Raw genomic sequence first — 24,340 nt, 5'->3', positions numbered from 1 at the left:
CGGCTGGTCGTTGCGGCTGGTCGTTGCGGCCGACCGTTGTTGCGGCTGATCGTTTGGCGGTGATGTCGGCTCGGTCCCTGACCGCCCCCGTACGGTCAGGGAACCAGCACGACCTTGCCGACGGTGGCCCGGGTCTCGATCGCCCAATGGGCCCTGGCCGCGTCGGACAGCGCGAAGTGGTGCGTCAAGGGCGTGAGGGCGCCCGAGGCCAGCGCGGCCAGGGACTCGCGCTCGAGCACCGGCAGGTTCTCCCGGCCGCCGATCCTGTCCAGCAGCGGCTGCCCGAGCGCCGGGCGCGAGACGATCTCCCGCTCGGCCGCCTCGCGTTCGGGCAGGGCGGCCGTCGCGCCCGCGCCCGGCTCGACCGAGAACGAGCCATAGGTGACATGGACGCCTCCGGGGCGGAGCAGCCGCAGCGCCGCCAGAGCGTTCGCGCCGCCCACGCCCTCGTAGAGCAGGCTCATGGGCCGGTCGCCATAGGCCCCCCGTACGCGGTCCGCCCAGCCCTCGCGCGTGTAGTCGACGGCCAGGTCGGCCCCCAGGTCGGCGACCGCCGCGGCCTTGGCCTCGCCGCCCGCGGCCCCGATCACGGCCGCGCCGCGCCGCTTGGCGTGCTGCACAAGGAGCGCCCCGATGCCCCCGGCCGCGGCCAGCACGAGCACGGTGTCGCCAGGCCCTGGGTCGGCGAAGCGCAGGATGCCCATCGTCATGCGCCCAGTGCCGACCATGGCGACGGCGTGGTCCTCCCGCGCCCCGTCGGGGAGCGCGTGCAGCCGGTCGGCGCCGGTGACGGCCAGCTCCGCGTAGCCGCCCGGGGCCATGCCCAGGTGCGCCACCACGCGGCGGCCGAGCCATGACGCGTCGGCGCCGTCGCCCACCGCGTCCACGGTGCCCGCGACCTCGCGGCCCGGGACGGTGGGCAGCTCGGGCACGGGGAAGGCCCCGCCGAGCGGGCCCGCGCGCAGCGCGGTGTCCACGACGTGGACCCCGGCCGCCGCCACGGCGATCCTCACCTGCCCAGGCCCTGGCTCGGGGTCGGGCACCTCCTCGTAACGGAGGTTCTCCGGCGGCCCGAAGGCGTGCAGACGGACGGCGTGCATGGGCGTTCTTCCTCTCGCTCCCCCGGTGGTGGCCTGTGAGGCAGCTTGCTACTTCAAGCTCTCTTGAAGTCAAGGAGGCGTTGTCAGTGGCGGGCGGCAGGATGGGGCGCATGGCGGAACGAGATGTGGTCAAGCCCCCGCGGCGCCCTGATGTGACCCTCCCCGAGCTGCGCCCGTTCGACGGCGAGCGCCTGGAGCCCTCGGGGGACTACGACGGGGTGGAGTTCGACGGGCTCGACCTGACGGACGCGGCGGCGCCGGGGGCGAGCTTCCTCGACTGCGCGCTGCGCCGATGCGTGCTCGACGCGGCGGGGTTGAAGCGCGCCCGGCTCGTCGACACGCTGCTCACGGATGTGCGCGGCGTCGGCACAGCGCTCTCGGAGGCGTCGCTGCGCGACGTGGAGATCAGGGACGCCAGGCTCGGCGGTATACAGCTCAGCGGCGCCACGCTCCAGCGCGTGCTGATCGAGGGCGGCAAGATCGACTACCTCAACCTCCGCCAGGCCACGCTCACCGATGTCACGTTCCGCGACTGCGTCCTGGCCGAGCCGGACTTCGGGGGCGCGCGTCTTGAGCGCGTCTCGTTCGACGGCTGCGACCTGCGCGATGTCGATCTGACGGCGGCGACGTGCAAGGACACGGACCTGCGGGGCGCGGCCTGGCTGAGCCTGCTGCGCGGCGCCGACCGGCTCAGGGGCGCGGTGATCACGCCGGGCCAGCTGCTCGACCTGGCGCCGCACCTGGCGGCGGAGCTCGGCGTGCGGGTGGCCGACTGACCCCGCGGGGGCGGGGACGGAGAAGGCCCCCCGGAGCGCCGGGGGGCCTTCTGTCGCCCGAGGCGTCGGCTCAGGCTCAGACGTTGACGCCGAAGTCCTGGGCGATGCCCGCGAGTCCTGAGGCGTAGCCCTGGCCGACCGCGCGGAACTTCCACTCGGCGCCGCTGCGGTACAGCTCGCCGAAGACCATGGCGGTCTCGGTGGACGCGTCCTCCGTCAGGTCGTAACGCGCCAGCTCGACGCCGCCCGACTGGTTCTCCACGCGGATGAACGCGTTGCGCACCTGGCCGAAGTTCTGGCCGCGGTTGTCGGCGTCGTGGATCGACACCGGGAACACGATCTTGTCGACCTCCGCGGGGAGCCCGGCGAGGTTGACCTTGATCTGCTCGTCGTCGCCCTCGCCCTCACCCGTCAGGTTGTCGCCGGTGTGCTCGATCGTGCCGTCGGGCGACTTCAGGTTGTTGTAGAAGATGAAGTGCTGGTCCGACACGATCTTGCCCGCCGCGTTCACGCCGAGGGCGCTCGCGTCCAGGTCGAAGTCGGCACCGGTCGTGGTGCGGACGTCCCAGCCGAGACCGACGGTGACGGCTGTCAGGCCGGGGGCCTCCTTGCTCAGCGAGACGTTGCCGCCCTTGGACAGGCTCACACCCATGTAGATCCCCTTATTCCATGTCGCTCAGGGTCGCCTTTGCGATGACGTTACTCTCACTGTCCCCAACGATGTGAGGGGGGAGGAGGGTTCCACGCGGGTTTCGGGAAAACCGGCGTGCGAGGCGCGGCCGAGCGGGGGACCATGGAACGCATGTCCGGCCCCTATGTCATCCGCGGCTCCGTCTCGCTCCCCGAGTCCGAGCTCCGCTGGCGTTTCTCCAAGTCGTCGGGGCCGGGTGGGCAGCACGTCAACACGAGCGACAGCCAGGTCGAGGTCCTTTTCGACCTCGGCGCCACCCGCGCGCTGCCCGACGTGTGGAAGGAGCGCGCCCTCGACCGGCTCGCCGGGCGCCTGCACAACGGCGTTCTCGCGGTCCGCGCGAGCGAGCACCGCTCGCAGTGGCGTAACCGCGAGACGGCCGCGCGCCGCCTCGCCTCGCTCCTCGCCGAGGCGTCCGCGCCGCCGCCCAGGGCCCGCAGGCCACGCGGCACGCCGCGCCGGGTGACCGAGCGGCGCCTCGCGGACAAGCGCCGCCGCGCCGAGGTGAAGCGCGGCAGGTCGCGCCGGGGCGGCTGGGAGTGAGCCTGGGAGTGAGCGGGGCAGCGCCCCGGGGGAGCGCTCCCTCAGCCCAGCGAGCGGTAGGCCGCCCGGTAGTAGAGCAGGGGTCCCGCGCCCGTCGCCGGCAGCTCGGCGGCCAGCACGCGGCCGATCACCAGGGTGTGGTCGCCCGCGGCCACGCGCTGCTCGGTCCTGCACTCGACGGTGGCAAGCGCGTCGGTCAGCAGCGGCGCCCCGGTGACCTCGCCGAGCCGGTGCGGCACGTCCCTGAACAGCAGCCGGTCGCTGAGCCGCCCCTTCATCGCGAAGCGGCCCGCCGTCGCGCGGTGGGAGTCCCCGAGCAGGGACGCCGCCCACAGCGGCTGGCGTTCGAGCACGTCGTCCATGCGCGAGCCCGTGCGCACGCCCGCCAGCACGAGCGGCGGGTCGAGGGACACCGACATGAACGCGGTCGCCGTCATGCCCGCGGGGGCGCCGCTCGGCCCGTCCTCGTCGTCGTGCGCGGTCACCAGCACGACCCCGGCCGCGAGCCGGGAGAGGGCGCCGCGGAACTCCTCGTCGCTCACTCCTCCAGAATGGGGCACGGCCGGGTGCTCTCGGGCAGGTAGGGACACGGCGCACACCGTAACTCCCCGCGCCCCGGGCGGGCATCGGACCAGGGAACCAGTGCGAGACCTAGGTCGTCCTACATCCCGCGACCGAGCACTTTCGCACTGTGACATGAATCACAGTAGGCGACTAATCGCTGACCCTGTGTACCGAGCAAGCAGCTCCCTGTGATTCAGTGGCCTGTGTATCTGCACGTGCATTTCGCGCCCGGGGGAGTGATGGAAACGGAGACGGAGCCTTATGTGCGCCTCGCCTCACTGCGAGAGTTGCACCAGGTCGTCGCAAAGCTCAACACCGCCCGCAGCATGGCGGACACCTTGCAGACCATCGCCGACGGCGCGGTCGACGCCGCCCTCGGCTTCCAGCTCGCCGCCGTCAACCTGGTCAAGCCCGACGGCGACCTCGTGGTGGCCGCCGTCGCGGGCAACGACGACGCCGAGGCCGCCATTGCGGGGCGCACCGGCTCCCGGGAGTCCTGGGAGCGGCGCCTGGAGATGGGCGAGCGCTGGGGCGAGCTCCGCTTCATCCCCTACACCGAGGGCTGGGTCCTCGACCACGACGACGTTCCGCAGTGGCACATCACGGGGCCCGCGCCGAGGTATCCCGACGAGTGGCACCCGATGGACCGCCTGTTCGCGCCGATGTACGCGCCCGACGGCGAGCTGCTCGCCGTTCTCGAGGTGGACAGGCCGCGCGACGGCCGCCGCCCCGGGCCCTGGGGGCGCGAGGCGCTTCAGCTGTACGCGTCGCAGGCCGCCATAGCGGTGAGCAACGCCAGGCTGCGCGGCAACATGCAGCGCGCGCTCATCCGCCTCGAACGCGACCAGCAGGCGCTGCGGGCGAGCGAGGAGAGCTTCAGGCAGGCGTTCGAGTACGCGCCGAGCGGCATGGCCATCGCCGAGGTGGGCGGGGAGGCCAACGGGCGGCTGATCAAGGTCAACGACGCGCTGTGCAGGCTGCTCGGGCGGCCAGGCGCGGTGCTGCGGCGTTACAGCTTCGCCGATCTCGTGCACCCCGAGGACACGGGCGTGCTGCTGCGCACGTCGGCCGAGGGCGGGCGCGCCGAGCTGCGGCTCGCGCGCAGGGACGGCTCGTATGTGTGGGTCTCCCTGCGCAACTCCGTGGTGGCGGACGCGGCCGACGGGCCGCAGGTGCAGCTGACGCACGTCGAGGACATCGAGGAGCGCAAGCGCCACGAGCTGGCCCTCGCGCACCGGGCGAGCCATGACTCGCTGACCGGGCTGCCCAACAGCGCCGAGCTCAAGGCCCGCCTGGGCAGCCGGATCTGCGACCGGGCGCCCGACCCGTTCGGGCACGCGGGCGTGCACGGGCTTCCCGCGGCGGGGGCGGTCGACGCGTTCGAGGGCTTCGGCACGCCGCGCCGCCGCCACTACGACCACCACGAGCACGTGGTCGCCCCTGACGAGCCAGGCGGGGACGGCAAGGGTCTGGCCGTTCTCTTCTGCGATCTCGATGGATTCAAGTCCATCAACGACCGGTTCGGGCATGTCTGTGGCGACGCGGTGCTGATCGAGGTTGCCAGGCGCCTTGAGCAGGGCGTGCGCGACAACGACACCGTCGCCCGGCTCGGCGGCGACGAATTCGTCGTGCTGGCGGAGGGGTTGGGGCCCGCGGAGGCGTCCGACCTGGCGGTGCGGCTGCGCAACGGCATCATCCCGCCCATCCGGGTCGAGGGCCGCGCGGTGCGGGTCGGCGCGAGCTTCGGGATCGGCTGGGCGGCCTGCGGGATGACCACCGAGGAGGTCCTTGAGTCGGCCGACCAGCGCATGTACGTCGAGAAGCGCTCGCGGTCGCAGGGCAGGCGCCGCGCGGGCTGACCGGGGTGGGGCCAGGAGTTCGGGCTGCTTCCCCCGAAAGGGGTAGGCTCGCGCGGAGACATCACGGGGGACAGTGCGTCACTTAAGGAGCGGAAGCCGATGAGCGCGGGGCACACCGGCGGCAGGGGCACGCCCGACGAGGGCGGCGACGACCCCTTCGCGTACCTGTATCGCCCGGAGGGCGGCGAGCCGCAGCCCCAGCAGCCGCGGCAGCCGTCGTATCACCAGGTCCGCCCGGTGGGGGAGCGGACGTTCGGCGGCCAGCAGGGCTACCGGCAGCAGGGTGGCGGCTCCTACGCGACGCAGCCCTCCCCCTCGGCGTACCAGCAGCAGCCCCAGCAGCACCGCCCCGACGCGTACTACGCCGCCCCCGAGACGCAGGTGGGCGGGGGGCCGCCCGAGGGCGGTCGGCCCGACCGCCGCAGGGTCGATCCCGAGCCCCGGCGCGACGGGCTGCTGATCGGCGCGATCGCCGTCGTGCTCGCGGTGGTGCTGGGCGTGGGCGCGGCGATCCTGTTCAGCGGCGGCGAGGACGAGAACGCCGCGGGCGACGAGACGACGTCAGAGCCCACGGGCGGCTCGGGTGACGACGAGGGCGGCGACGAGCCGACGGACGAGCCGAGCGACGAGGAGGCCGAGCCCGAGGGCCTGCCCGCCGCCGCCGTGACCGAGCTGGAGCTGGCGGGCGGCATCGGCTTCCAGGCCGATGTGGAGGGCGCGCGCTCCGACGACGGCGCCTATGTGCGGGTCCAGAACCAGCAGAACTCCACGATCACCTGGACCTTTGACTTCCAGGGCGAGCCCGGTCAGTACCGGCTCACCACCTACTACGCCGCGGTCGCCAACGATCAGACGATGTCCTTCTCGATCAATGGGACCCCTCGCGAGGACCCCATCAACCTGAGGGACTGGAACGGCGACATCAGCGAGTGGGAGAACAGCTGGTTCGACACCTACAACCTGGTCGACCTGGACCAGGGCGAGAACATCGTCCAGCTCACCTGCACCGCCCAGTGCGACGTGCTGATCGACGGCCTGGCCATCACCGAGCACCAGGGCTGACGCCGCCCTGCGGGGGGCACAGCGCGCGCAGGAAGCGTTCCACCACGGCCGTCATCGCCGCCCGGCCCGCCGCGAGCCACGGGCGCGGGTCCACCCCCGAAGGGTCGGCGGCCAGGCCCTCGCGCACGGCGCCGGTGAGCGCGGCGTTGAGCGCGGTGCCCACGTTCACCTTGGTGAGCCCGGCCGCCACCCCCCGCCGCAGCTCCCCGTCCGGCACCCCGGACGAGCCGTGCAGCACCAGCGGCACCGCGACGGCCGACCGCAGCCGCCGTATCAGCGCGTGGTCGAGCGCGGCGGTACGCGCGGTCATCGCGTGGCTGCTGCCCACCGCGACCGCGAGCGCGTCCACGCCGGTCGCGGTCACGAACCCCACCGCCTCGTCGGGGTCCGTGCGCACCCCCGGCAGGTGCGCGTCGCCAGGCTTGCCGCCGATCCGGCCGAGTTCGGCCTCCACCAGCAGCCCGTTGGCCCGCCCGAAGCGGGCCGCGCGCACCGTGGCCGCGACGTTCTCGCCGTAGGGCAGGCGCGAGCCGTCGAACATCACCGAGCCAAAGCCCGCCGATGGCGCCTGCCGCAGCAGCGCCTCGTCGGTCACATGGTCGAGGTGCAGCGCGAGCGGCACCGGCGCGTCGCGCGCGAGCGCCACCAGCGCGGCGGCGAGCGGGGCGAGCCGCCCGCCGTGGTGCGCCACGGCGTTCTGCGACACGGCCAGCACGGCGGGCGCCCCTACCGCGCCCGCGCCCGCGGCGACGGCCTGGGCGTGTTCGAGCGTGATGACATTGAACGCGACCAGCGCGCGCCCCCCGGCGCGCGCCTCGTCGAGCAGCCCTCCACACGGCACCAGGGTCATGGGCGCACCAGCCACTCGCCCTTGCGCAGCACGCCGGTCAGCGCGAAGTCGCCGTCGAGCACCACGAGATCGGCGTCCTTGCCCTCCTCGATCGAGCCCACCCGGTCGGAGAGGCCGAGCAGCCGTGCCGGGGTCGCGCACAGCGCCCGCACCGCGTCGGTGACGGCGATCCCGTCGACCGTCACCGCGCGCCGGAACGCCAGGTCGAGGGTCAGCGTCGAGCCCGCGATCGCGCCGCCCTCGGTCAGCCTGGCCACGCCGTCGCGCACCTCGACCTCCATCGGGCCCAGCGGGTAGAGCCCGTCGCCCATCCCCGCCGCGCCCATCGCGTCGGTGATGAGCGCGACGCGGTCGGGCCCCGCGGAGCGGAAGGCCAGCGCGAGCACGGCCGGGTGCAGATGCGTTCCGTCGTTGATCAGCTCCACGGTGACCCGCTCGTCGTCGAGGAGCGCCGCGATCGGCCCAGGGGCGCGATGGCCCAGCTGCGGCATCGCGTTGAACAGGTGCGTCGCCACCGTCGCGCCCGCGTCCACCGCGTCGCGCACGGTCTCGTACGGGGCGTCGGTGTGGCCGACGGCCGCGAGCACGCCCTGCTCGGCGAGCAGCCGCACCGAGTCGATGCCGCCGGGGAGTTCGGGCGCGAGCGTGAGCATGCGCGCCGTGCCGCGCGCCGCGTCGATCAGCTTGCGCACCGCCGCGGGATCGGGGTCGCGCAGCAGCGCGGGCTCGTGCGCCCCGCAGCGCCGGGCCGAGATGAACGGGCCCTCGAAGTGGATCCCCGCCAGCTCGCCCTGCTCGACCAGCTCGGACAGCACGGCCGCCTGCCCCGCGAGGTCGCCGAGGTCGCCGGTCACGGTGGAGGCGAGCATGGTCGTGGTGCCGTGCGCGCGATGCGTCTCGATCACCCGCAGCGCCTCCTCGGCGGTGCCCGAGGAGAACGACGCGCCCCCGCCGCCGTGTACGTGGATGTCGACGAAGCCGGGCAGCACCCAGTGCCCCGCCAGGTCGATCACCTCGACCCCGCCCCCCGTCCCCTCAGGCTCGTCGCGCCGCCCCGCCGCGATGCGGCCATCCTCGACGGTCACCCTGCCGCCCTCCACGACCCCGGTGGGCCGTACCACCTTCGCGCCGGAGAGCACGGTGCGCTTCGTCACGGGGAAACCTCCGCTGATGTGGGGAGTTGGGGGAGTTCTTCGAGCGGGGCGCGGCGTGCGCGCTCGTCCCTCGCGAGGTCCAGGGCGATGAGCCCCGCGCCCAGGCAGCCCGCGGCGTCGCCGAGGGCCGCGGGAAGGATCTCGGGGACCTGCTGGAACGTCGTCCTGGCGGCCAGCGCGGTGCGCAGCGGCGCGAGCAGCGTCTCGCCCGCCTCGGCGAGCCCGCCGCCCACGACGACCACGCCGGGGTCGAGCAGCCGAACGCCCGTCAGCAGGCCGTCGGCGAGCCCGTCCACGGCGTCCCGCCACAGGGACGCGGCGCGCGGGTCGCCCGCCACGACGGCGCGGGCCGCGTCGGCCGCGGTGGCGCCCGGCGTTTCCGACGCGGCAGCCCAGGCGCGCCCTATCGCGGCGGCCGAGGCCACCGTTTCGAGGCAGCCGCGCTGGCCGCAGCCGCAGCGCGCGCCCCCGGGGCGCACGATGACATGGCCGATCTCCCCCGCGCCCCCGTGCGCCCCCGGCTCGACGCGCCCCTCGATGCCGATGGCCCCGGCGATGCCGGTGCCCAGCGCGATGAACAGGAAACGTTCATGGCCGGCGCCCGCGCCGACGCGCCCCTCCGCGAGCCCTCCGGCGCGCACATCGTGGCCGAGCGCCACGGGGATCCCGTCGAGCCGTTCGGTGAGCAGGCGTCGCAGCGGCAGGTCGCGCCAGCCGAGGTTCGCGGAGTACGCGGCGACGCCCGCCTTCTCGTCCACGATCCCCGGCACCACCACGCCCGCGGCCGACGGCGGGCGGCCGAAGCGCGCCACGCCCGTCGCGTACAGCTCGGCGGCGAAGTCGAGGATCGCGTCGGCCACCGAGCCCGTCCCGCCGGTGCCCCCGGTGGGCCGACGGGCCTCGTACAGCGGCGCGTTGTCCTCCCCGGTGAGGGCGGCCTTGAACACGGTGCCGCCCACGTCGAGGGCGATCACATAGTTGTCACTCACAGGCGCAAGTCTCGCCCCTGACGGGGGAAGAGGTCTAGTCCACTACGCGGAGATCGCGTTCCGGGAAGGGCAAATCAGCCCGGCAGGATCACCGAACGCGTCAGATGGCGCGGCCTGTCGGGATCGAGCCCCCGCGCCAGGGCCACCGCCACCGCGAGGCGCTGCGCCGCCACGAGCCGCGCCATCGGGTCGGCGGCGGGCTCGGCGGCCAGCGTCGCGCCCGTGGCCGCCACGTCGTCGGCCAGCCCGTCGGGCGCCGCCCCGAACACCCACACCACCCGCCCGGGCGCCGCGATCGACACCGGCCCGTGCCGGTACTCCATCGCCGGATACGCCTCCGTCCACGCCCCCGCCGCCTCCCGCATCTTCAACGCGGCCTCGAGCGCGAGCCCATACCCCCAGCCCGTGCCCAGGAACGTCCACTGATCCGCCGCAAGCACCTCGGGCGCGAGCTCCGCGCCGAGCGCCGCCTCCGCGTCGGCCGCCGCGCCCTCCACGGCGCGTGCGCCGCCCGGCAGGCCCGCGCGCAGCAGCGCGAGCGCCGTGGTGGCGAACCGCGTCTGCACCACCGACTCCTCGTCCGCCCACGCGAGCACCGCGACGCGCTCCGCCGCCCCCACCACGGGCGCCTCGGGGTCCGCGGTCAGCGCGACCACCGGCGTTCCCGACCCGGCCTCGCGCAGCGCGCCCAGCAGGCCGAGCACCTCCGTCGTCGTGCCGGAGCGCGTGATCGCCACCACCCGGTCGTACGCGCGCCCCACGGGGAACTCGGAGGCGGCGAACGCGTCCGTCTCGCCCCCACCGGCCGCCTCGCGCAGCGCCGCGTACGCCTGCGCCATAAACCACGACGTCCCGCACCCGGTCACCGCCACCCGCTCCCCAGGGCGCGGCAGGGCTTCGGCGTACGAGGACAGCTCCCCGAGCGCACGGCGCCAGCACTCCGGCTGGCTGGCCAACTCGACGGCGGTGCGGGGGCCTTCGGGGTACGCGGAACGCGGCTCTTCGGTGACCATGCCCCGCAGCCTAGGCCCTGCTGTGAAAGTCCCTCCTGCCCCGCGACGCCTGGCACGCGCACTCGCTGCGTTGCCGAATCACCCAAGTGCTCCCCCGGACTTCGTCCGGGAGGTGCCCCCGAGCACGAGGGCGATCCGGCGCCTTGCGATCGCACGCACCAGACGCCACAGGGCACGCCCTTCGGGCGGACGGCGCTACTTTCACAACAGGACCTAGACTTCCGCCGTGACCGGCGGCAGTGAGCGCGAGGAGCGCGAGCGGCGCGACGAGGGGGGACTGTCCGAGCGCGAGCGGGCCGTCCTCGCTGTCGAACGCGCCTCCTGGCCTGGCCCAGGCGCCAAGGAGCGCGCGATCCGCGACCGCCTCGGCATCTCGCCCACGCGGTACTACCAGCTGCTCAACGCCCTGCTCGACGACCCGCGCGCGCTCGCGCACGACCCCGTGACGGTGAACCGCCTGCGCAGGCTCAGGGAGGCCAGGCGCCGCCGCCGGTAAGGTCATGTACATGGGCAGCCTTCCCGTACCCACCACGGACGCCGGACGCGCCGGACTCTCCGCTCTCCTCGACCAGCCGGAACGCGCGCTGATCGCCCTCGACTTCGACGGCACGCTCGCCCCCATCGTCCCCGACCCCGAGCGGGCGCGCCCCCACCCCGCCGCCGTGCCCGCGCTCGCGCGCGTGGCGGGGCGGGTCGCTGCGGTCGCCGTCGTCACGGGCCGCCCCGCCGAGGTCGCCGTGCGCCTCGGCGGCTTCGCGGGGCACCCCGAACTCGCGGGCCTCGTCGTGCTCGGCGCCTATGGCGCGGAGCGCTGGGACGCGGCCACCGGCGAGCTGAGCACCCCGCCCCCGCACCGGGGCGTGATTGCCGCGCGTGCCGAACTCCCTGGGCTGGTCGCCGAGTCGGGCGCGTTCGTCGAGGACAAGGGCAACGCGCTCGCCGTCCACACCCGCCGCGCCCCCGACCCCGAGGGCGCGTTCGCCGCGCTGCGCGAGCCGCTTGCCGCGCTGGCCGCCCGCCACGGCCTCGCCGTCGAGCCGGGCCGCCTCGTCATCGAGCTGCGCCCGCCGGGCAGCGACAAGGGCGCCGCGCTGAAGGCCCTCGTCCGCGAGACGGACGCGCGCGCGGTCCTCTACGGGGGCGACGACCTGGGCGACCTCGCGGCGTTCGCCGCGGTGGCCGAGCTGCGCGAGCGTGGCGTGGCGGGCCTGCGCGTGTGCAGCGGAAGCGCCGAGGTCGCGGAGCTGGCCGCGGCGACGGATGTGACGGTGGAGGGGCCCGAGGGGATCGCCGGTCTCCTGGCGGCCCTGGCCGACCGTTTCGGCTGAGCGGCCGGGTCGGGGCGCAGTGGGGCCCTACGCCCGCAGCGCCTCGACCTGGTCGAGGAACCACGCCCGTGGCGGCAGGGCCGTGGCGACGGCGGCCAGCCGCTTGCCGCGCTCCCGCCGCTCCTCGTCCGGCAGCGAGAGCGCCGTGTGCAGTGCCTCGGCGGTGCCCGCGATGTCGTAGGGGTTCACCAGGAGGGCGTCGCCGCCGAGCTCGGCCGCGGCGCCCGCCTCGCGCGACAGCACGAGCGCGCAGCCGCGCTCGGAGATGACGGGGACCTCCTTGGCGACGAGGTTCATGCCGTCGCGGATGGGGTTCACCAGGGCCACGTCCGCCATCCGGTAGGCGGCGAGCGAACGCGCGAAGTCGTCCTTCACATGCAGCACCACGGGCGTCCAGCCATCGGCGCCGAACGCGGCGTTGATCTCGTCGGCGACCCGCGAGACCTCGGCGGTGTAGTCGCGGTAGACGGCCAGGTCCTGGCGCGAGGGATAGGCGAACGCCACGTGCGTCACGCGCCCGCGCCACCGCGGCCTGTCGGTCAGCAGCCGCCGGTAGGCCAGCAGGCCGCGCACGATGTTCTTCGACAGCTCGGTGCGGTCCACGCGCACGATCGTCCTGCGGTCGCCGACCTGCTCGCGCAGCGCGGCGAGGCGCTCGTCCACGTCGGGACGGAACGCCCGCTCCCGCAGGAAGTCGCCGTCCGCGCCGAGCCCGTGGACCCCGAGGCGCGTGGTGCGCCCATCGAGCGTCACGCCCTCGCCCGTGACCTCGGCGCCGAGCGCGTCCGCGCAGCACGCCGCGAACGCGTCCGCCCAGCGCCGGGTCAGGAACGCCGCGCGGTCGGCGCCCAGGATGCCGAGCAGCACCTCGCGCGCCACCGCGTCGGGCAGCACCCGGAACAGCTCGGGCGGCGCCCACGGCGTGTGCGAGAAGTGGCCCACCCGCACATCGGGCCGCAGCTCGCGCAGCAGCCCGGGGACGAGCGAGAGGTGGTAGTCCTGCACCAGCACGGCCGCCCCCGGCTCCGCCTCGTCGGCGAGCGCCCCGGCGAAGGCGGCGTTGTACGCGCGGTAGTCGGCCCAGCGCGCCTCGAAGTCGGCGTCGAAGACCGGCTCGAACGGCGTCTGGTACAGCAGGTGATGGACGAACCACAGCACGGAGTTGGCGATGCCGTTGTACGCGGCGTCGAAGGTGAGGGGCGGGATGTCGAGCATCCTGACCGCCTGACCGCCCGTGTCGGCGGGGTCGAGGCGGGGCCCTGAGCGGCGGGCGGCCTCCCGGTCGCCGTCGCCGAGCGCGGCGCACACCCACGTCCCGGCGCCTGGGCCGAGCGCGCTCAGCCCCGAGACCAGGCCGCCACCGCCACGCCTGGCGGTGAGCGAGCCGTCGTCGCCCAGCGTGTAGCTCACGGGGCCGCGGTTCGACGCGACCAGCACCTGTCCCGTCACGCGCGGAGGCTAGCCAATCCCATGCGGCGCGAAACGTGTGCCCTGTCACAGCGTGCGCACGTTTCACTGGTTCGGGCCAGCTCGCCGGCGCGGGCCAGCTCGCGCATTCAGGCAGCCCTGCGCACGGCGTACTCGGGAACGGTGGCCATCGGCGGGCGTTCGTCCGCGTCGATCGGGTGCGTCTGCGGCGCGAACCCGCCGTCGTCCGTCCGCTCGAACTGGGTCAGCCCGAGGCGGATGGGCATGACGGACCCCGGCAGCCTGCTCTGGGCGGTCCGCAGGATCGCCGCGGCCATCCTGCCGAGCGCCTGGCCGTCCTGGTGGCGGTGCTTGCGCACGCCCACGTCGACCTGGCCGAGGGCGTCGAGGCCCGCGAGGTGCAGCGTGTCGATCAGCATCCCGAGCTCCACGCCGTACCCGACGGGGAACGGCAGCCGCTCGAGGAGCGAGCGGCGGGCCGCGTACTCCCCGCCCAGCGGCTGGACCACACCGGCCAGCTGGGGCCAGTGCAGGTTCAGCAGGGGGCGCGCGACCAGCTCGGTGACCCGGCCGCCCTGGCGGGCGCCCGTGGGGTTGTCGCCGAGCGGGCGGTCGTACATCGCCTTGACCAGCTGCACGTCGGGCTCGGTGAGCAGCGGGCCGAGGATCCCGTAGACGAACCGTGACTCGAAGTCACGCAGGTCCGCGTCCACAAAGCAGATGATCTCGCCGCTGGTGGCCAGCAACGAGCGCCACAGCACCTCGCCCTTGCCCTGCACGGTCGGCACTCTCGGCAGGATCTCGTCGCGGTGAACGACCTTCGCGCCCGCCGCGGCGGCCACCTCCGATGTGCGGTCGGTGGACCCCGAGTCCACCACCATCAGTTCGTCGATCAGTGGCACGTCCTCCATCAGGTCACGCCGGAGCGTTTCCACGATGGCGCCCACGGTCGCCTCTTCGTTCAGCGCGGGGAGGACCACGCTGATGCTGCCGGCCGCTCCAGCTGCCCGCTTCGCGTCCAACAGCTGCGGCAGCGGGCGGTCAGCGGCTTCCCAGGACCGGCGGCTCAGCCACTCCTTAGCCTCTTCCAGCACGAATGTCGCTCCTGTTCGCGTTCGGCCACATTTAACCTGTATGGCCGTATCTGCCCCTTCCTGGCGGAGTCCGAACCCAACGCTGGCAGGTTTCTGCGTCGATTCCCGTGGTCTCCCGCGCTGTCTCGCGGATCGGACGGCCCGGGCCATTGTGCGGGCCGTCCGTTACAGTCTTGAACAGCCCAGGTGTCCTCCGCATATCGGGGGGCCGATGCCTGGGCCCGGCAGTGGACAACTTCATACAGCTCATCCAGAGGGGCAGAGGGAACGGCCCGTTGAAGCCCCGGCAACCCTTCCGCCGGATCTCGCCATCCGAGACGGTCATCGTCGACCGTCCTTCGCGCGACCACCGGTGGGGAAGGTGCCAATTCCGGCCCGCGGCGAGAGACGTCGCGGGGAAGATGAGGAGAGGGGCCTCGCACCCATGTCTGTCCTGGCAGCAGCCGCTTCCACCGGAACGTCCACCTCCGATACCTCCCCCGGCACATCCACGCCCGTCGATCTCGGGCCCGCGTCGGCGCTCTCGTGCCGCGAGTGCGGGGAGCGCTTCCCGCTGGCCCCCGCCTTCGCGTGTACGAGCTGTTTCGGGCCGCTCGAAGCGGCCTACGACCTCCCGCTCGGCGACCCCGAGGGCCTGCGCCGCCGCATTGAGGCGGGCCCCCCGAGCATCTGGCGTTACGCGCCGCTGCTCCCCGTGCCCGCCGACGTCGCCGACAAGCCCAACCTCGCCCCCGGCTGGACCCAGCTCGTCAAGGCCGACCGGCTCGCCGCCGAGCTCGGCGTGACGGGCGGCCTGTATGTCAAGGACGACTCGGGGAACCCCACGCACTCGTTCAAGGACCGCGTGGTGGCCAACGCCGTCGAGGCGGCCCGCGCCTTCGGCTTCACCACGCTCTCCTGCTCGTCCACCGGCAACCTCGCGGGCGCCGTCGGCGCCGCCGCCGCGCGGGCGGGCCTGCGCTCCTGCGTCTTCATCCCGCACGACCTCGAACAGGGCAAGGTCGTCATGGCGGCCGTATACGGCGGCGACGTGGTCGGCATCGAGGGCACCTACGACGACGTCAACCGCTTCTGCAGCGAGCTCATCGGCGACCCCGCGGGCGAGGGCTGGGGCTTCGTCAACGTCAACCTCCGCCCGTACTACGCCGAGGGCTCCAAGACGCTGGCGTACGAGATCTGCGAGCAGCTGGGCTGGCGGCTGCCCGACCAGCTCGTGGTCCCGATCGCCTCGGGGTCCCAGCTCACCAAGATCGACAAGGGGCTGCGCGAGCTGATCGCCACGGGGCTGGTCGAGGAGAAGCCCTACAAGATCTTCGGCGCCCAGGCCGCGGGCTGCTCGCCGGTGTCCCAGGCGTTCAAGGCCGGTCACGAGGTGGTCAGGCCCGTTCGCCCCGACACCATCGCCAAGTCGCTCGCGATCGGCAACCCCGCGGACGGGCCCTATGTGCTGGACATCGCCCGGCGCACCGGGGGCGCGGTCGAGGACGTGAGCGACCCCGAGATCGTCGACGCGATCAAGCTGCTCGCCCGCACCGAGGGCATCTTCGCGGAGACCGCGGGCGGGGTGACCGTGGGCGTGACGCGCAAGCTGATCGAGGCGGGCGCGCTCGACCCGTCGCTCACGACGGTCGTCCTCAACACGGGCGACGGCCTCAAGACCCTGGACGCGGTGGCCCCGACCACCGGCCCCACCGCCATCATCCGACCGAACCTCGACTCGTTCCGAGAGGCTGGCCTCGCATCATGAGCGTAACTGTCCGCATACCGACCATCCTGCGCACGTACACCGACGGTCAGGCGGAGGTCTCCGCCGAGGGCGCGACGCTCGGCGAGGTGCTCGCCGACCTGGAGGCGCACCACAAGGGGATCGCCGCGCGGGTGCTCGACGACGAGGGCAAGCTGCGCCGCTTCGTGAACGTGTACGTGAACGACGACGACGTCCGTTTCGCCGATGGCCTCGGCACGGCCACGCCCGAGGGAGCGGGGGTCTCGATCATCCCCGCGGTCGCCGGAGGCTGACATTCCGCGGGGCCCGCCGCCCCCGCCGCCTCCGGGCGTTCGGGGCGGCGGGCCCCCTCCGGGGCGCTAGAGTGGCGGGGCCGCCCGGCGGCCCGTTCCTTCCCCGCAACGCCGCGCACGTGCGCCACTCGCATGTGAATTCGCGACAGCGACGCAAAGAATATGCTCGGATTGGGTGCACCAATTGTCGGGTTGGCACTTTTAGGGCACGGGAAAAGATTCATGTTTCATATATTTTGAGCCCTTTGCCCGTTCTGTGGCTCCAAGAATTCTCCCTCGAATGACCTGTTGCACTGGGCGTCCGTCCAGATACATTCAGCGGCGGTCGACGCGTTCCGGCGCACACCCCCCGACCGCCGGGGGGGTGGGGTCTGAGAGGTCTGACCCGGGCCCGCGAAGTGCGGTCTCGTGAAAGGGCCAGCAAAATGGGGAGTTAGGAATGGCTCAGGGCACCGTCAAGTGGTTCAACGCGGAGAAGGGCTACGGCTTCATCGCGGTAGACGGTGGTGCGGACGTGTTCGTCCACTACAGCGCGATTCAGATGGACGGCTACCGCACTCTGGAAGAGGGACAGCGGGTCGAGTTCGAGATCTCGCAGGGACAGAAAGGTCCACAGGCCGACATGGTCCGAGTGACCGCCTGAACCGCCGACCGTACCGCGGCGTCACGCAGGGCCCGCACCCCCGCCACGGGGGCGCGGGCCCTGCGGCGTGCATGGACCTCGCCCGACCGGCCGCCCCTGGGGTCGCGCTTGCACTCTCAGGGGGAGAGTGCTAATCATGGCGTTAGCACTCTGAAGGTGAGAGTGACAAGGAAGGACCGGTTCGGTGAGGTCCGGGGGCTGGGTGGCGCAAGGAGCCGCCGGGTCCGGGGCCGTCCGTCGCGGGCGCCAGCGCGGTCCGGAGCAATCCAGCCCAGTCCTGGGAGGACCACTTCACATGGCCAAGATCATCGCGTTCAACGAGGAGGCGCGGCGCGGCCTTGAGCGCGGGATGAACCAGCTCGCCGACGCCGTCAAGGTCACGCTCGGCCCCAAGGGCCGGAACGTCGTGCTGGAGAAGAAGTGGGGCGCCCCCACGATCACCAACGACGGTGTGTCGATCGCCAAGGAGATCGAGCTCGAGGACTCCTACGAGAAGATCGGCGCCGAGCTCGTCAAGGAAGTCGCCAAGAAGACGGACGACGTGGCCGGTGACGGCACGACCACGGCGACCGTGCTGGCCCAGGCGCTGGTCCGCGAGGGCCTGCGCAACGTCGCGGCCGGTGCCAACCCGATGGCCCTCAAGCGGGGTATCGAGGCCGCAGTCGAGAAGGTCTCCGAGGCCCTGCTGAACCAGGCCAAGGAGGTCGAGACCAAGGAGCAGATCGCCTCCACCGCCTCCATCTCCGCGGGCGACACGCAGATCGGCGAGCTGATCGCCGAGGCGATGGACAAGGTCGGCAAGGAAGGCGTCATCACCGTCGAGGAGTCGCAGACCTTCGGGCTCGAGCTGGAGCTCACCGAGGGCATGCGCTTCGACAAGGGCTACATCTCGGCCTACTTCGCGACCGACATGGAGCGCATGGAGGCCGAGCTCGAGGACCCGTACATCCTCATCGTCAACTCCAAGGTCAGCAACGTGAAGGACCTCCTTCCGCTGCTGGAGAAGGTCATGCAGTCCGGCAAGCCGCTGCTGATCATCGCCGAGGACGTCGAGGGCGAGGCCCTGTCCACCCTGGTCGTGAACAAGATCCGCGGCACCTTCAAGTCCGTCGCCGTCAAGGCCCCGGGCTTCGGCGACCGCCGCAAGGCCATGCTGGGCGACATCGCGATCCTCACCGGCGGCCAGGTGATCTCCGAGGAGGTCGGCCTCAAGCTGGAGAACGCGACCCTGGACCTCCTGGGCCGCGCCCGCAAGGTCGTCATCACCAAGGACGAGACGACCATCGTGGACGGCGCGGGCGAGAGCGCGTCGGTCGAGGGCCGGGTCAACCAGATCCGCGCCGAGATCGAGGCGTCCGACTCGGACTACGACCGCGAGAAGCTCCAGGAGCGCCTGGCCAAGCTGGCCGGTGGCGTGGCCGTCATCAAGGCCGGTGCCGCCACCGAGGTGGAGCTCAAGGAGCGCAAGCACCGCATCGAGGACGCGGTGCGCAACGCCAAGGCCGCCGTCGAGGAGGGCATCGTCGCCGGTGGTGGCGTGGCCCTGCTCCAGGCGGGTTCGGCGCTGGAGAAGCTGGACCTGGAGGGCGACGAGGCGACCGGCGCGGCCGCCGTCAGGCTCGCGCTCGAGGCCCCGCTGAAGCAGATCGCGGTCAACGCCGGGCTCGAGGGCGGCGTCGTGGTGGAGAAGGTGCGCAACCTTCCCCAGGGCCACGGCCTGAACGCCGCCACCGGCGAGTACGTCGACCTGCTGGCCGCGGGCATCCCCGACCCGACCAAGGTCACCCGCTCCGCGCTCCAGAACGCCGCCTCCATCGCGGCGCTGTTCCTCACCACCGAGGCCGTCATCGCCGACAAGCCGGAGAAGGCCGCCGCGGGCGCCGGTGACGCCGCGGGCGGCATGGGCGGCGGGATGGACTTCTGAGTCCCCTCGCACCCGCGTGCCAAGGGCGGTACCCCCCGGGGTGCCGCCCTTCGGCATGCCCGGGCGCGTGTCCCGGTGGGGCGGGCGGGTACTCGGCACCGCGTGAGCGGTGGGGGACACGGGGGTTCCTGGAGGATTCGTCCATGCACGCGATCACCAAGGGTCTGCTGGCCGGTGCGGCCGGGACCACGGCCCTGAACATCACCACCTACGGCGACATGCTGATCCGCGGCAGGCCCGCGAGCGGCACCCCCGACGAGGTCGTCGGCGAGCTGGCGTACCGGACGGGGATCAGCCCGGGCGACGCCGCGCACGGGCCCAACCGCGAGACGGCCATGGGCGCGCTGTTCGGCTACGCGACGGGGCTCGCCGTGGGTGCCGCCTACGGGGCGATGCGGGACCGCGGCGGAAAGATGCCGCGCTGGCTCGCGGGGCCCGCGCTCGGGGCCGCGGCGATGGCGGGCAGCGACGTGCCAGCCGCCTCGCTCGGCGTGACCAAGCCGACCAGCTGGGGCACGCGCGGCTGGGTGTCGGACATCGTTCCGCACCTGATCTACGGCGCGACCACGGCCATGGCGTACGAGGCGATGCCCGCGCGGCGCGGGCTGCTGCGGCGCCGGGCCGCCTGAGGGGACGCGTTCGGCCTCGGGGGACGCGTTCGCCCGAGGCGCCCGAGGAGGCGCGTTCAGCCTCGGGTCGCCGCGAGGGCGGCCCGCAGGTGGCCGCGGGACTCGCTCAGCAGGCGGTCGGCGGTCGGCGCGTCCACGTCGCCGAGGATCGTCAGGATCGCGTGCTTGACCTCGCCGCCCGTGGCGGTGAGCGCGGACTCGATCACGTCGTCGGGCGCGCCGGTGGCCAGCTGGACGATGCGGCGTGAACGGGCGCGCAGCTTCTCGTTGGACGCCCTGACGTCGACCATCAGGTTCCCGTAGGTCTTGCCGAGCCTGATCATGCTGATCGTCGAGATCATGTTGAGCACGAGCTTCTGCGCGGTGCCCGCCTTGAGGCGGGTCGAGCCGGTGATCAGCTCGGGCCCCACGACGATCTCGATGCCGAACTCGGCCGCCGCGCCGAGCGGCGAGCCCGCGTTGCACGACAGGCCGATCGTCAGCGCCCCCGCCGCCCTCGCGTGCTCGACCGCGCCGACGGCGTACGGGGTGCGGCCCGAGGCCGAGACGCCCACCACCACGTCGTCCGCGGTGAGGCCCCGGGCGCGCAGGTCGGCCGCCGCGAGCTCCTTGCTGTCCTCGGCGCCCTCGACGGCGGAGATCAGCGCGGGGGGGCCGCCCGCGATGAGGCCGACGACCTCGCCGGGGTCGGTGTTGAACGTCGGCGGGCACTCGCTGGCGTCGAGCACGCCGAGGCGTCCGGCCGTTCCGGCGCCCAGGTAGAGCAGCCGCCCGCCGCGGGCCATGCGGGCGGCGGCGGCGTCGATGGCGGCGGCGATGCGCGGCAGCTGCGCGGCGACGGCGCCGGGCACCGTGGCGTCCCCGGCGTTCATGGTGCGGGCGATGTCGAGCGTGGGCAGCTGGTCGATCTCCGCCAGCTCGGGCCGGTACGCCTCGGTGGTCAGCGAATCGAACTCGGTGGACATGCGGGAGCGGCTCTCCGGAGGAAGGGGGCGGCGGTGGCGCGCCGTCAGCGCTCGCGGGGCGAGTGGCGGTGGGCCAGCGCCTCGTAGCTGGCGTGCAGCGCCGGGGCCGCCGACTCGTAGGTGCGCTGGGCGACGCCGATGAACAGGCAGTCCACCACGAGCAGCTGGCTGGTCCGGCTCGACATGGCGGCGGGGCGCAGCTCGCTCTCCCGTGCGGTGGACGTCGTGAGCACGTGGTCGGCGTAGTGGGTGACCTCGCCGTCGGGGCGCCCGGTGATCGCCACGGTGGTGGCGCCGTGGTCGAACGCGGCCTGAAGCGGCTCGATCACGTCCACCGTCCGGCCCGAGTGGGTGATGGCGACGGCGACGTCCCCGGCGCGCAGCTGCACCGCGTTGGTCACGGCCAGGTGCGGGTCGGAGTGGGCGTGGGCTATCAGCCCGATGCGCAGCAGCTTCTGCGCCAGGTCCTGGGCGACGAGCGAGGAGGCGCCGATGCCGTAGACGTCGATGCGGCGGGCGGTGGCCAACGCCGCGACGGTCGCCTCCAGCTGGCCCAGGTCGAGGGCGCCCGCCGTGTCGGACAGCGTCTGCCGCTCGTCCTGCGTGAGCTTGGCGACGACCTCGCTCAGCGGGTCGTCCACGGAGATGTCGGCCGTCACCGCGGGGGCGGCGCCCGACGCCTGCTGGGCGGCGAGCCCGGCCAGGGCGAGGCGGAGGTCCCGGTACCCGGGGTAGCCGAGCAGCCGCGCGGTGCGGACGACGGTCGCCTCGCTCGTGCCGGTCCGCTCGGCGAGCCCGGTGACCGTCAGCGCGGCGCAGCCCGCGGGGTCACCCGCGACCGTCTCCGCCACGCGCTGCATGGAACGCGTCATCGAGGGGGCCATGGTGCGCACCTTCGCGGCCAGGGCACCCGGCTCGGGAGGAGCGGGTCGGGGCGTCACGGCGACGGGTCGGGGTCTTCCGGCCCGGCGGACGAAATTTTCCTTCATCGCATTCCTCACAGGGTGAAACGTATTTTCGAGCCGAGTGGTCCGTCAAGACCTCGGGGGCGTTCGGACGGGTCGGAAAACGGCCGCGACTCTGGTGCAATGGTCGGCATGGAGCAGCCGACTTCGGAAGAGGCCCTGCACCGGGGCAGGGCGCTGGTGCTGGCCGACCTCGTCGCGGACGGGGTGGCGGGCCCTGAGGAGGTCTCCATGCTGGAGGAGGCAGTCTCCCACCGCCGCTGGTGGTGCGACCAGTGGCCCGCGGGCGCGGCCTTCGTCACCGGGCTGCTCGCCCAGGACATCCAGGACGCGCTGCTCGCCCGGCACGGCAGGTGGCCGCTGTGCCACGCGTGCGACGCCCAGGAGCCGCACGCGCTCGACGTGGAGCCTGAGTTGGGGGAGAACCCGCACTGGGTGTGCCTCGTCACGGGGAACGCGGTGGCCGCCGTCGGCTCGCTCGCCGGGGCGCGCGGGTGACCGTGTACATCGACCCGCCGACCTGGCCGGGGCACGGGCGGATGTGGTCGCACCTGGTGAGCGACGCGTCGCTCGGCGAGCTCCACCTGTTCGCGGAGCGCCTTGGCTGCCCCCGGCGGGCGTTCGAGCGCGACCACTACGACGTCCCCGCCGAGCGGTACGCGGACGCGGTGGCGCTCGGCGCGGTCGAGGTGGACAGCAGGGAGCTGGTGAGCCGCCTGACGGCGGCGGGCCTGCGCCGCAGAAAGCGCGGCTGAGGGGGAATGGTGCCGGGGCGCAGGGGCGTTGAGCCGGGCGTGTCCGAAGCGTCCGCAGGTGTGCCGTCGACGTCCACGGGTGTGCCGTCGGCGCCCACGGGTGTGCCGTCGGCGCCCGCGCCGAGCGCCAGGCTGCCCGTCGCCGTGCTCGTTCTCGGTGCGGCGGTGTTTGCGCTTGGGACCTCTGAGTTCATGCTCTCCGGGCTGCTGCCCGAGGTCGCCGACGACCTCGATGTGTCCATCCCCGCCGCGGGGCTGCTGATCTCGGCGTTCGCGATCGGCATGGTCGTCGGCGCGCCCCTGCTCGCCGCGGCCACGCAACGGCTGCCGAGGCGGCTCACGCTTGTGTGGCTGCTCGCCGTCTTCGCCGTGGGGCATGTGGTGGGGGCGCTCGCGCCCGCGTACTGGGTGCTCTTCCTGTGCCGGGTGGTGAGCGCGCTTGCGTGCGCCGGATTCTGGGCCGTGGGCGCCGCGGTCGCCATCTCGCTCGTGCCGGTGCACGCGCGGGCGCGCGCGATGGCCGTGATGATCGGCGGGCTGAGCATCGCCAACATCGCCGGGGTGCCGGGCGGCGCGGTGCTCGGGCAGAGCCTGGGCTGGCGTTCGGCGTTCTGGGCCGTGGCGCTGCTGACCGTGGCGGGGCTGGTCGGGGTGCTGCTCCTCGTGCCGCGCGCCGCCGAGCGTGAGGCGGACGAACGGCCGCCGCTGCGTTCGGAGTTGCGCATCTACCGGGATCCCCTGGTGTGGCTGGCGGTCGCCACGACCGCGCTGTTCGCGGCCGGGACGTTCTGTTTCTTCTCCTATCTCGCGCCGCTGCTCACCGATGTGACGGGGCTCGACGAGGGCTGGGTGCCCGTCGTGCTGGTGCTCTACGGCGTCGGCGCGCTCATCGGCACCGTCGCGGGCGGTCGCCTCGCCGACGCGCACATGTTCGGCACGCTCTATGTCGGGCTCGGCGCCGCCGCCGCGGTCCTCGCGCTCGCCGCCGTCACCGCGCACAACGCCGTGGCGGCCGTGACGCTGTCCGGGCTGCTCGGCCTCGCGTCGTTCCTGTGCGCGCCCGGGCTCAACGCCCGCATCTTCAACGTCGCCACCGCCGACGCCCCCACCCTCGCGGGGGCCACGGTGACCTCGGCGTTCAACACCGGGAACACCCTGGGCCCCTGGGTCGGCGGCCTCGTCATCAGCGCCGGGCTCGGCTACGCGGCCACCGCGTGGGTCGGCGCCCTGCTGGTGCTCGGCGCGCTCGTCGGCGCGTGGCTCCAGTCGCGCGCCGGGCGCCCGGGCCAGGTCGTCGCGGGGAGCGCGGCGAGCGCCGGGAGCGCCGGGAGCGCCGGGAGCGCGGCGGGTCCGGTGGGTCAGCCGGTGAGCAGGCGCAGCTCGGAGCGCACGTTGAACCGGGCGGTGGACTCCCAGCGTCCCGCGCCGTAGTCCGTTCTGAACAGGCGGGGGGCGACCAGGAGTTGGCGCAGGACCTCGGCGCGGCCCGCGCGGAAGTCCGCGTCGGGCACGAAGCCGTACTCCTGGCGCACCTCGGCCGCGTAGGCGGCGTACGCCTCGGGCGGGCCCGCGAGCACGGCCAGGTCGGCGTCGCACAGCGCCGCGCCGTTGGCGTCGCCATCGGCGGGCGCGTGGTCAGCCGTCAGCCGGACCAGCCTGGCGACCTCGTCCCTGTCGGGGTCGGCGTCGAGCAGTGCCTCGGCGAGCCGGGCGGAGCGCTCCTCGTTGTCGGGGGCGCGCGGGTCGTAGACCGCGTCGTGGCACCACGCCGCCAGCGCGACGGGCCTGACCCGCCCGCCCTCCCCCGCCGCGGTCAGCTCGTCGAGCCGGTCGAGCACCGCGGCGAGGTGCGCCCGCGTGTGGTAGCGCCGATGCGGCTCCGACCAGCAGCGCAGCAACGCCTCCCCCACGCCGGTCCCCGGCGCTTCCGGCAGGGCGGCGAACCGGTCGAGCAGCGCGGCGTTCTTGTCCATGCGCCCCATTGTCCCC

26 protein-coding genes and 1 riboswitch are annotated in these 24,340 nt (G+C 73.6%); of the genes, 14 read left to right on the top strand and 12 right to left on the bottom strand.

Going from position 1 to position 24,340, the window contains the following annotated elements:
- Positions 1-95: 95 nt before the first annotated feature.
- Positions 96-1,100, bottom strand: a complete 1,005-nt coding sequence (locus DEH69_RS14150; protein ID WP_113687297.1) for a zinc-binding dehydrogenase — start codon at positions 1,098-1,100, stop codon at positions 96-98.
- A gap of 110 nt (positions 1,101-1,210) precedes the next feature.
- Here DEH69_RS14150 and DEH69_RS14145 point away from each other — a divergent pair, with 110 nt between their 5' ends.
- Entirely contained in the window at positions 1,211-1,876 is a 666-nt protein-coding gene (locus DEH69_RS14145; protein WP_258534667.1) for a pentapeptide repeat-containing protein, read from the top strand.
- Between the two features lie 76 nt (positions 1,877-1,952).
- On the opposite strand, the gene DEH69_RS14140 is transcribed toward DEH69_RS14145, so the two are convergent.
- On the bottom strand, positions 1,953-2,528 hold the full coding sequence (locus tag DEH69_RS14140) for a TerD family protein (RefSeq protein WP_113687296.1): 576 nt from the start codon (positions 2,526-2,528) through the stop codon (positions 1,953-1,955).
- A 141-nt stretch (positions 2,529-2,669) separates the two neighbouring features.
- Between DEH69_RS14140 and arfB the strand changes: the two genes are divergently transcribed.
- On the top strand, positions 2,670-3,110 hold the full coding sequence (arfB, locus tag DEH69_RS14135) for an alternative ribosome rescue aminoacyl-tRNA hydrolase ArfB (RefSeq protein WP_113687403.1): 441 nt from the start codon (positions 2,670-2,672) through the stop codon (positions 3,108-3,110).
- 41 nt (positions 3,111-3,151) lie between these two features.
- Here the strand turns inward: arfB and DEH69_RS14130 are convergent, their stop codons facing one another.
- The gene (locus tag DEH69_RS14130; protein ID WP_258534666.1) at positions 3,152-3,709 is read right to left on the bottom strand and encodes a flavin reductase family protein; all 558 of its coding nucleotides are present in this window, start codon (positions 3,707-3,709) and stop codon (positions 3,152-3,154) included.
- Positions 3,710-3,913: 204 nt separating this feature from the next.
- Here DEH69_RS14130 and cdgB point away from each other — a divergent pair, with 204 nt between their 5' ends.
- Together cdgB and DEH69_RS14120 are read left to right on the top strand one after the other, a co-directional pair.
- Positions 3,914-5,533, top strand: coding sequence for a diguanylate cyclase CdgB (cdgB, locus tag DEH69_RS14125; RefSeq protein WP_113687294.1), 1,620 nt, complete (start codon positions 3,914-3,916; stop codon positions 5,531-5,533).
- A gap of 99 nt (positions 5,534-5,632) precedes the next feature.
- On the top strand, positions 5,633-6,595 hold the full coding sequence (locus DEH69_RS14120; protein ID WP_113687293.1) for a hypothetical protein: 963 nt from the start codon (positions 5,633-5,635) through the stop codon (positions 6,593-6,595).
- Here the strand turns inward: DEH69_RS14120 and DEH69_RS14115 are convergent.
- From DEH69_RS14115 to DEH69_RS14100, 4 genes are all read right to left on the bottom strand, one after another.
- On the bottom strand, positions 6,576-7,445 hold the full coding sequence (locus tag DEH69_RS14115) for a class II fructose-bisphosphate aldolase (protein WP_113687292.1): 870 nt from the start codon (positions 7,443-7,445) through the stop codon (positions 6,576-6,578). The genes DEH69_RS14120 and DEH69_RS14115 overlap by 20 nt on opposite strands.
- Positions 7,442-8,599 (bottom strand): N-acetylglucosamine-6-phosphate deacetylase, encoded by a 1,158-nt coding sequence (gene nagA, locus DEH69_RS14110; RefSeq protein WP_113687291.1) that lies wholly within the window; start codon positions 8,597-8,599, stop codon positions 7,442-7,444. Before nagA ends, DEH69_RS14115 begins: the two co-directional genes overlap by 4 nt.
- Positions 8,596-9,588 (bottom strand): ROK family protein, encoded by a 993-nt coding sequence (locus DEH69_RS14105; RefSeq protein WP_258534665.1) that lies wholly within the window; start codon positions 9,586-9,588, stop codon positions 8,596-8,598. The genes nagA and DEH69_RS14105 overlap by 4 nt, the downstream gene beginning before the upstream one ends.
- Positions 9,589-9,662: 74 nt before the next feature.
- Positions 9,663-10,601, bottom strand: a complete 939-nt coding sequence (locus DEH69_RS14100; RefSeq protein WP_113687290.1) for an SIS domain-containing protein — start codon at positions 10,599-10,601, stop codon at positions 9,663-9,665.
- A gap of 226 nt (positions 10,602-10,827) precedes the next feature.
- Here DEH69_RS14100 and DEH69_RS14095 point away from each other — a divergent pair, with 226 nt between their 5' ends.
- Complete coding sequence (locus tag DEH69_RS14095) at positions 10,828-11,097, top strand: DUF3263 domain-containing protein (RefSeq protein ID WP_113687289.1); 270 nt, start codon at positions 10,828-10,830, stop codon at positions 11,095-11,097.
- 10 nt (positions 11,098-11,107) lie between these two features.
- Positions 11,108-11,929 (top strand): trehalose-phosphatase, encoded by an 822-nt coding sequence (otsB, locus tag DEH69_RS14090; RefSeq protein WP_258534664.1) that lies wholly within the window; start codon positions 11,108-11,110, stop codon positions 11,927-11,929.
- Positions 11,930-11,956: 27 nt separating this feature from the next.
- On the opposite strand, the gene DEH69_RS14085 is transcribed toward otsB, so the two are convergent.
- Positions 11,957-13,378 carry a trehalose-6-phosphate synthase gene (locus DEH69_RS14085; RefSeq protein ID WP_113687287.1) on the bottom strand — a complete coding sequence of 474 codons (1,422 nt, stop codon included), beginning with the start codon at positions 13,376-13,378 and terminating at the stop codon, positions 11,957-11,959.
- Positions 13,379-13,485: 107 nt separating this feature from the next.
- Complete coding sequence (locus DEH69_RS14080) at positions 13,486-14,451, bottom strand: glucosyl-3-phosphoglycerate synthase (protein WP_113687286.1); 966 nt, start codon at positions 14,449-14,451, stop codon at positions 13,486-13,488.
- A 243-nt stretch (positions 14,452-14,694) separates the two neighbouring features.
- Positions 14,695-14,859: riboswitch (SAM riboswitch) on the top strand.
- Between the two features lie 16 nt (positions 14,860-14,875).
- Here DEH69_RS14080 and thrC point away from each other — a divergent pair.
- The 5 genes from thrC (at position 14,876) to DEH69_RS14055 (ending at position 19,666) form a co-directional block, all read left to right on the top strand.
- Positions 14,876-16,198: a threonine synthase gene (thrC, locus tag DEH69_RS14075; protein WP_113687285.1), complete on the top strand. Its 1,323-nt coding sequence runs from the start codon at positions 14,876-14,878 to the stop codon at positions 16,196-16,198.
- Positions 16,195-16,470: a MoaD/ThiS family protein gene (locus tag DEH69_RS14070; RefSeq protein ID WP_113687284.1), complete on the top strand. Its 276-nt coding sequence runs from the start codon at positions 16,195-16,197 to the stop codon at positions 16,468-16,470. Before thrC ends, DEH69_RS14070 begins: the two co-directional genes overlap by 4 nt.
- A 439-nt stretch (positions 16,471-16,909) precedes the next feature.
- The gene (locus tag DEH69_RS14065; protein WP_004986573.1) at positions 16,910-17,113 is read left to right on the top strand and encodes a cold-shock protein; all 204 of its coding nucleotides are present in this window, start codon (positions 16,910-16,912) and stop codon (positions 17,111-17,113) included.
- A gap of 295 nt (positions 17,114-17,408) precedes the next feature.
- Positions 17,409-19,037: a chaperonin GroEL gene (gene groL / locus DEH69_RS14060; RefSeq protein ID WP_113687283.1), complete on the top strand. Its 1,629-nt coding sequence runs from the start codon at positions 17,409-17,411 to the stop codon at positions 19,035-19,037.
- A gap of 143 nt (positions 19,038-19,180) precedes the next feature.
- On the top strand, positions 19,181-19,666 hold the full coding sequence (locus tag DEH69_RS14055; protein WP_113687282.1) for a hypothetical protein: 486 nt from the start codon (positions 19,181-19,183) through the stop codon (positions 19,664-19,666).
- Positions 19,667-19,722: 56 nt separating this feature from the next.
- Here DEH69_RS14055 and murQ read toward each other — a convergent pair whose 3' ends face one another.
- Both murQ and DEH69_RS14045 read right to left on the bottom strand, forming a co-directional pair.
- Complete coding sequence (gene murQ / locus DEH69_RS14050; RefSeq protein WP_113687281.1) at positions 19,723-20,631, bottom strand: N-acetylmuramic acid 6-phosphate etherase; 909 nt, start codon at positions 20,629-20,631, stop codon at positions 19,723-19,725.
- 44 nt (positions 20,632-20,675) lie between these two features.
- Complete coding sequence (locus DEH69_RS14045; protein WP_258534672.1) at positions 20,676-21,620, bottom strand: MurR/RpiR family transcriptional regulator; 945 nt, start codon at positions 21,618-21,620, stop codon at positions 20,676-20,678.
- 99 nt (positions 21,621-21,719) lie between these two features.
- Between DEH69_RS14045 and DEH69_RS14040 the strand changes: the two genes are divergently transcribed.
- The 3 genes from DEH69_RS14040 to DEH69_RS14030 all read left to right on the top strand — a co-directional run bounded on the left by DEH69_RS14040 (position 21,720) and on the right by DEH69_RS14030 (position 23,782).
- Positions 21,720-22,094 carry a hypothetical protein gene (locus DEH69_RS14040; protein WP_113687279.1) on the top strand — a complete coding sequence of 125 codons (375 nt, stop codon included), beginning with the start codon at positions 21,720-21,722 and terminating at the stop codon, positions 22,092-22,094.
- Complete coding sequence (locus DEH69_RS14035; protein ID WP_113687278.1) at positions 22,091-22,351, top strand: DUF4031 domain-containing protein; 261 nt, start codon at positions 22,091-22,093, stop codon at positions 22,349-22,351. The genes DEH69_RS14040 and DEH69_RS14035 overlap by 4 nt, the downstream gene beginning before the upstream one ends.
- 132 nt (positions 22,352-22,483) lie before the next feature.
- Positions 22,484-23,782 (top strand): Cmx/CmrA family chloramphenicol efflux MFS transporter, encoded by a 1,299-nt coding sequence (locus tag DEH69_RS14030; RefSeq protein ID WP_113687401.1) that lies wholly within the window; start codon positions 22,484-22,486, stop codon positions 23,780-23,782.
- On the opposite strand, the gene DEH69_RS14025 is transcribed toward DEH69_RS14030, so the two are convergent.
- Positions 23,710-24,324, bottom strand: a complete 615-nt coding sequence (locus tag DEH69_RS14025; protein ID WP_309302793.1) for a metal-dependent phosphohydrolase — start codon at positions 24,322-24,324, stop codon at positions 23,710-23,712. The two genes, DEH69_RS14030 and DEH69_RS14025, sit on opposite strands and share 73 nt — an antisense overlap.
- Positions 24,325-24,340 lie beyond the last annotated feature (16 nt).

The sequence above is a fragment of the Streptomyces sp. PT12 genome, from assembly GCF_003311645.1.
Lineage (GTDB): Bacteria > Actinomycetota > Actinomycetes > Streptomycetales > Streptomycetaceae > Streptomyces.
This window is presented reverse-complemented; position numbering and strand designations above follow the sequence as displayed.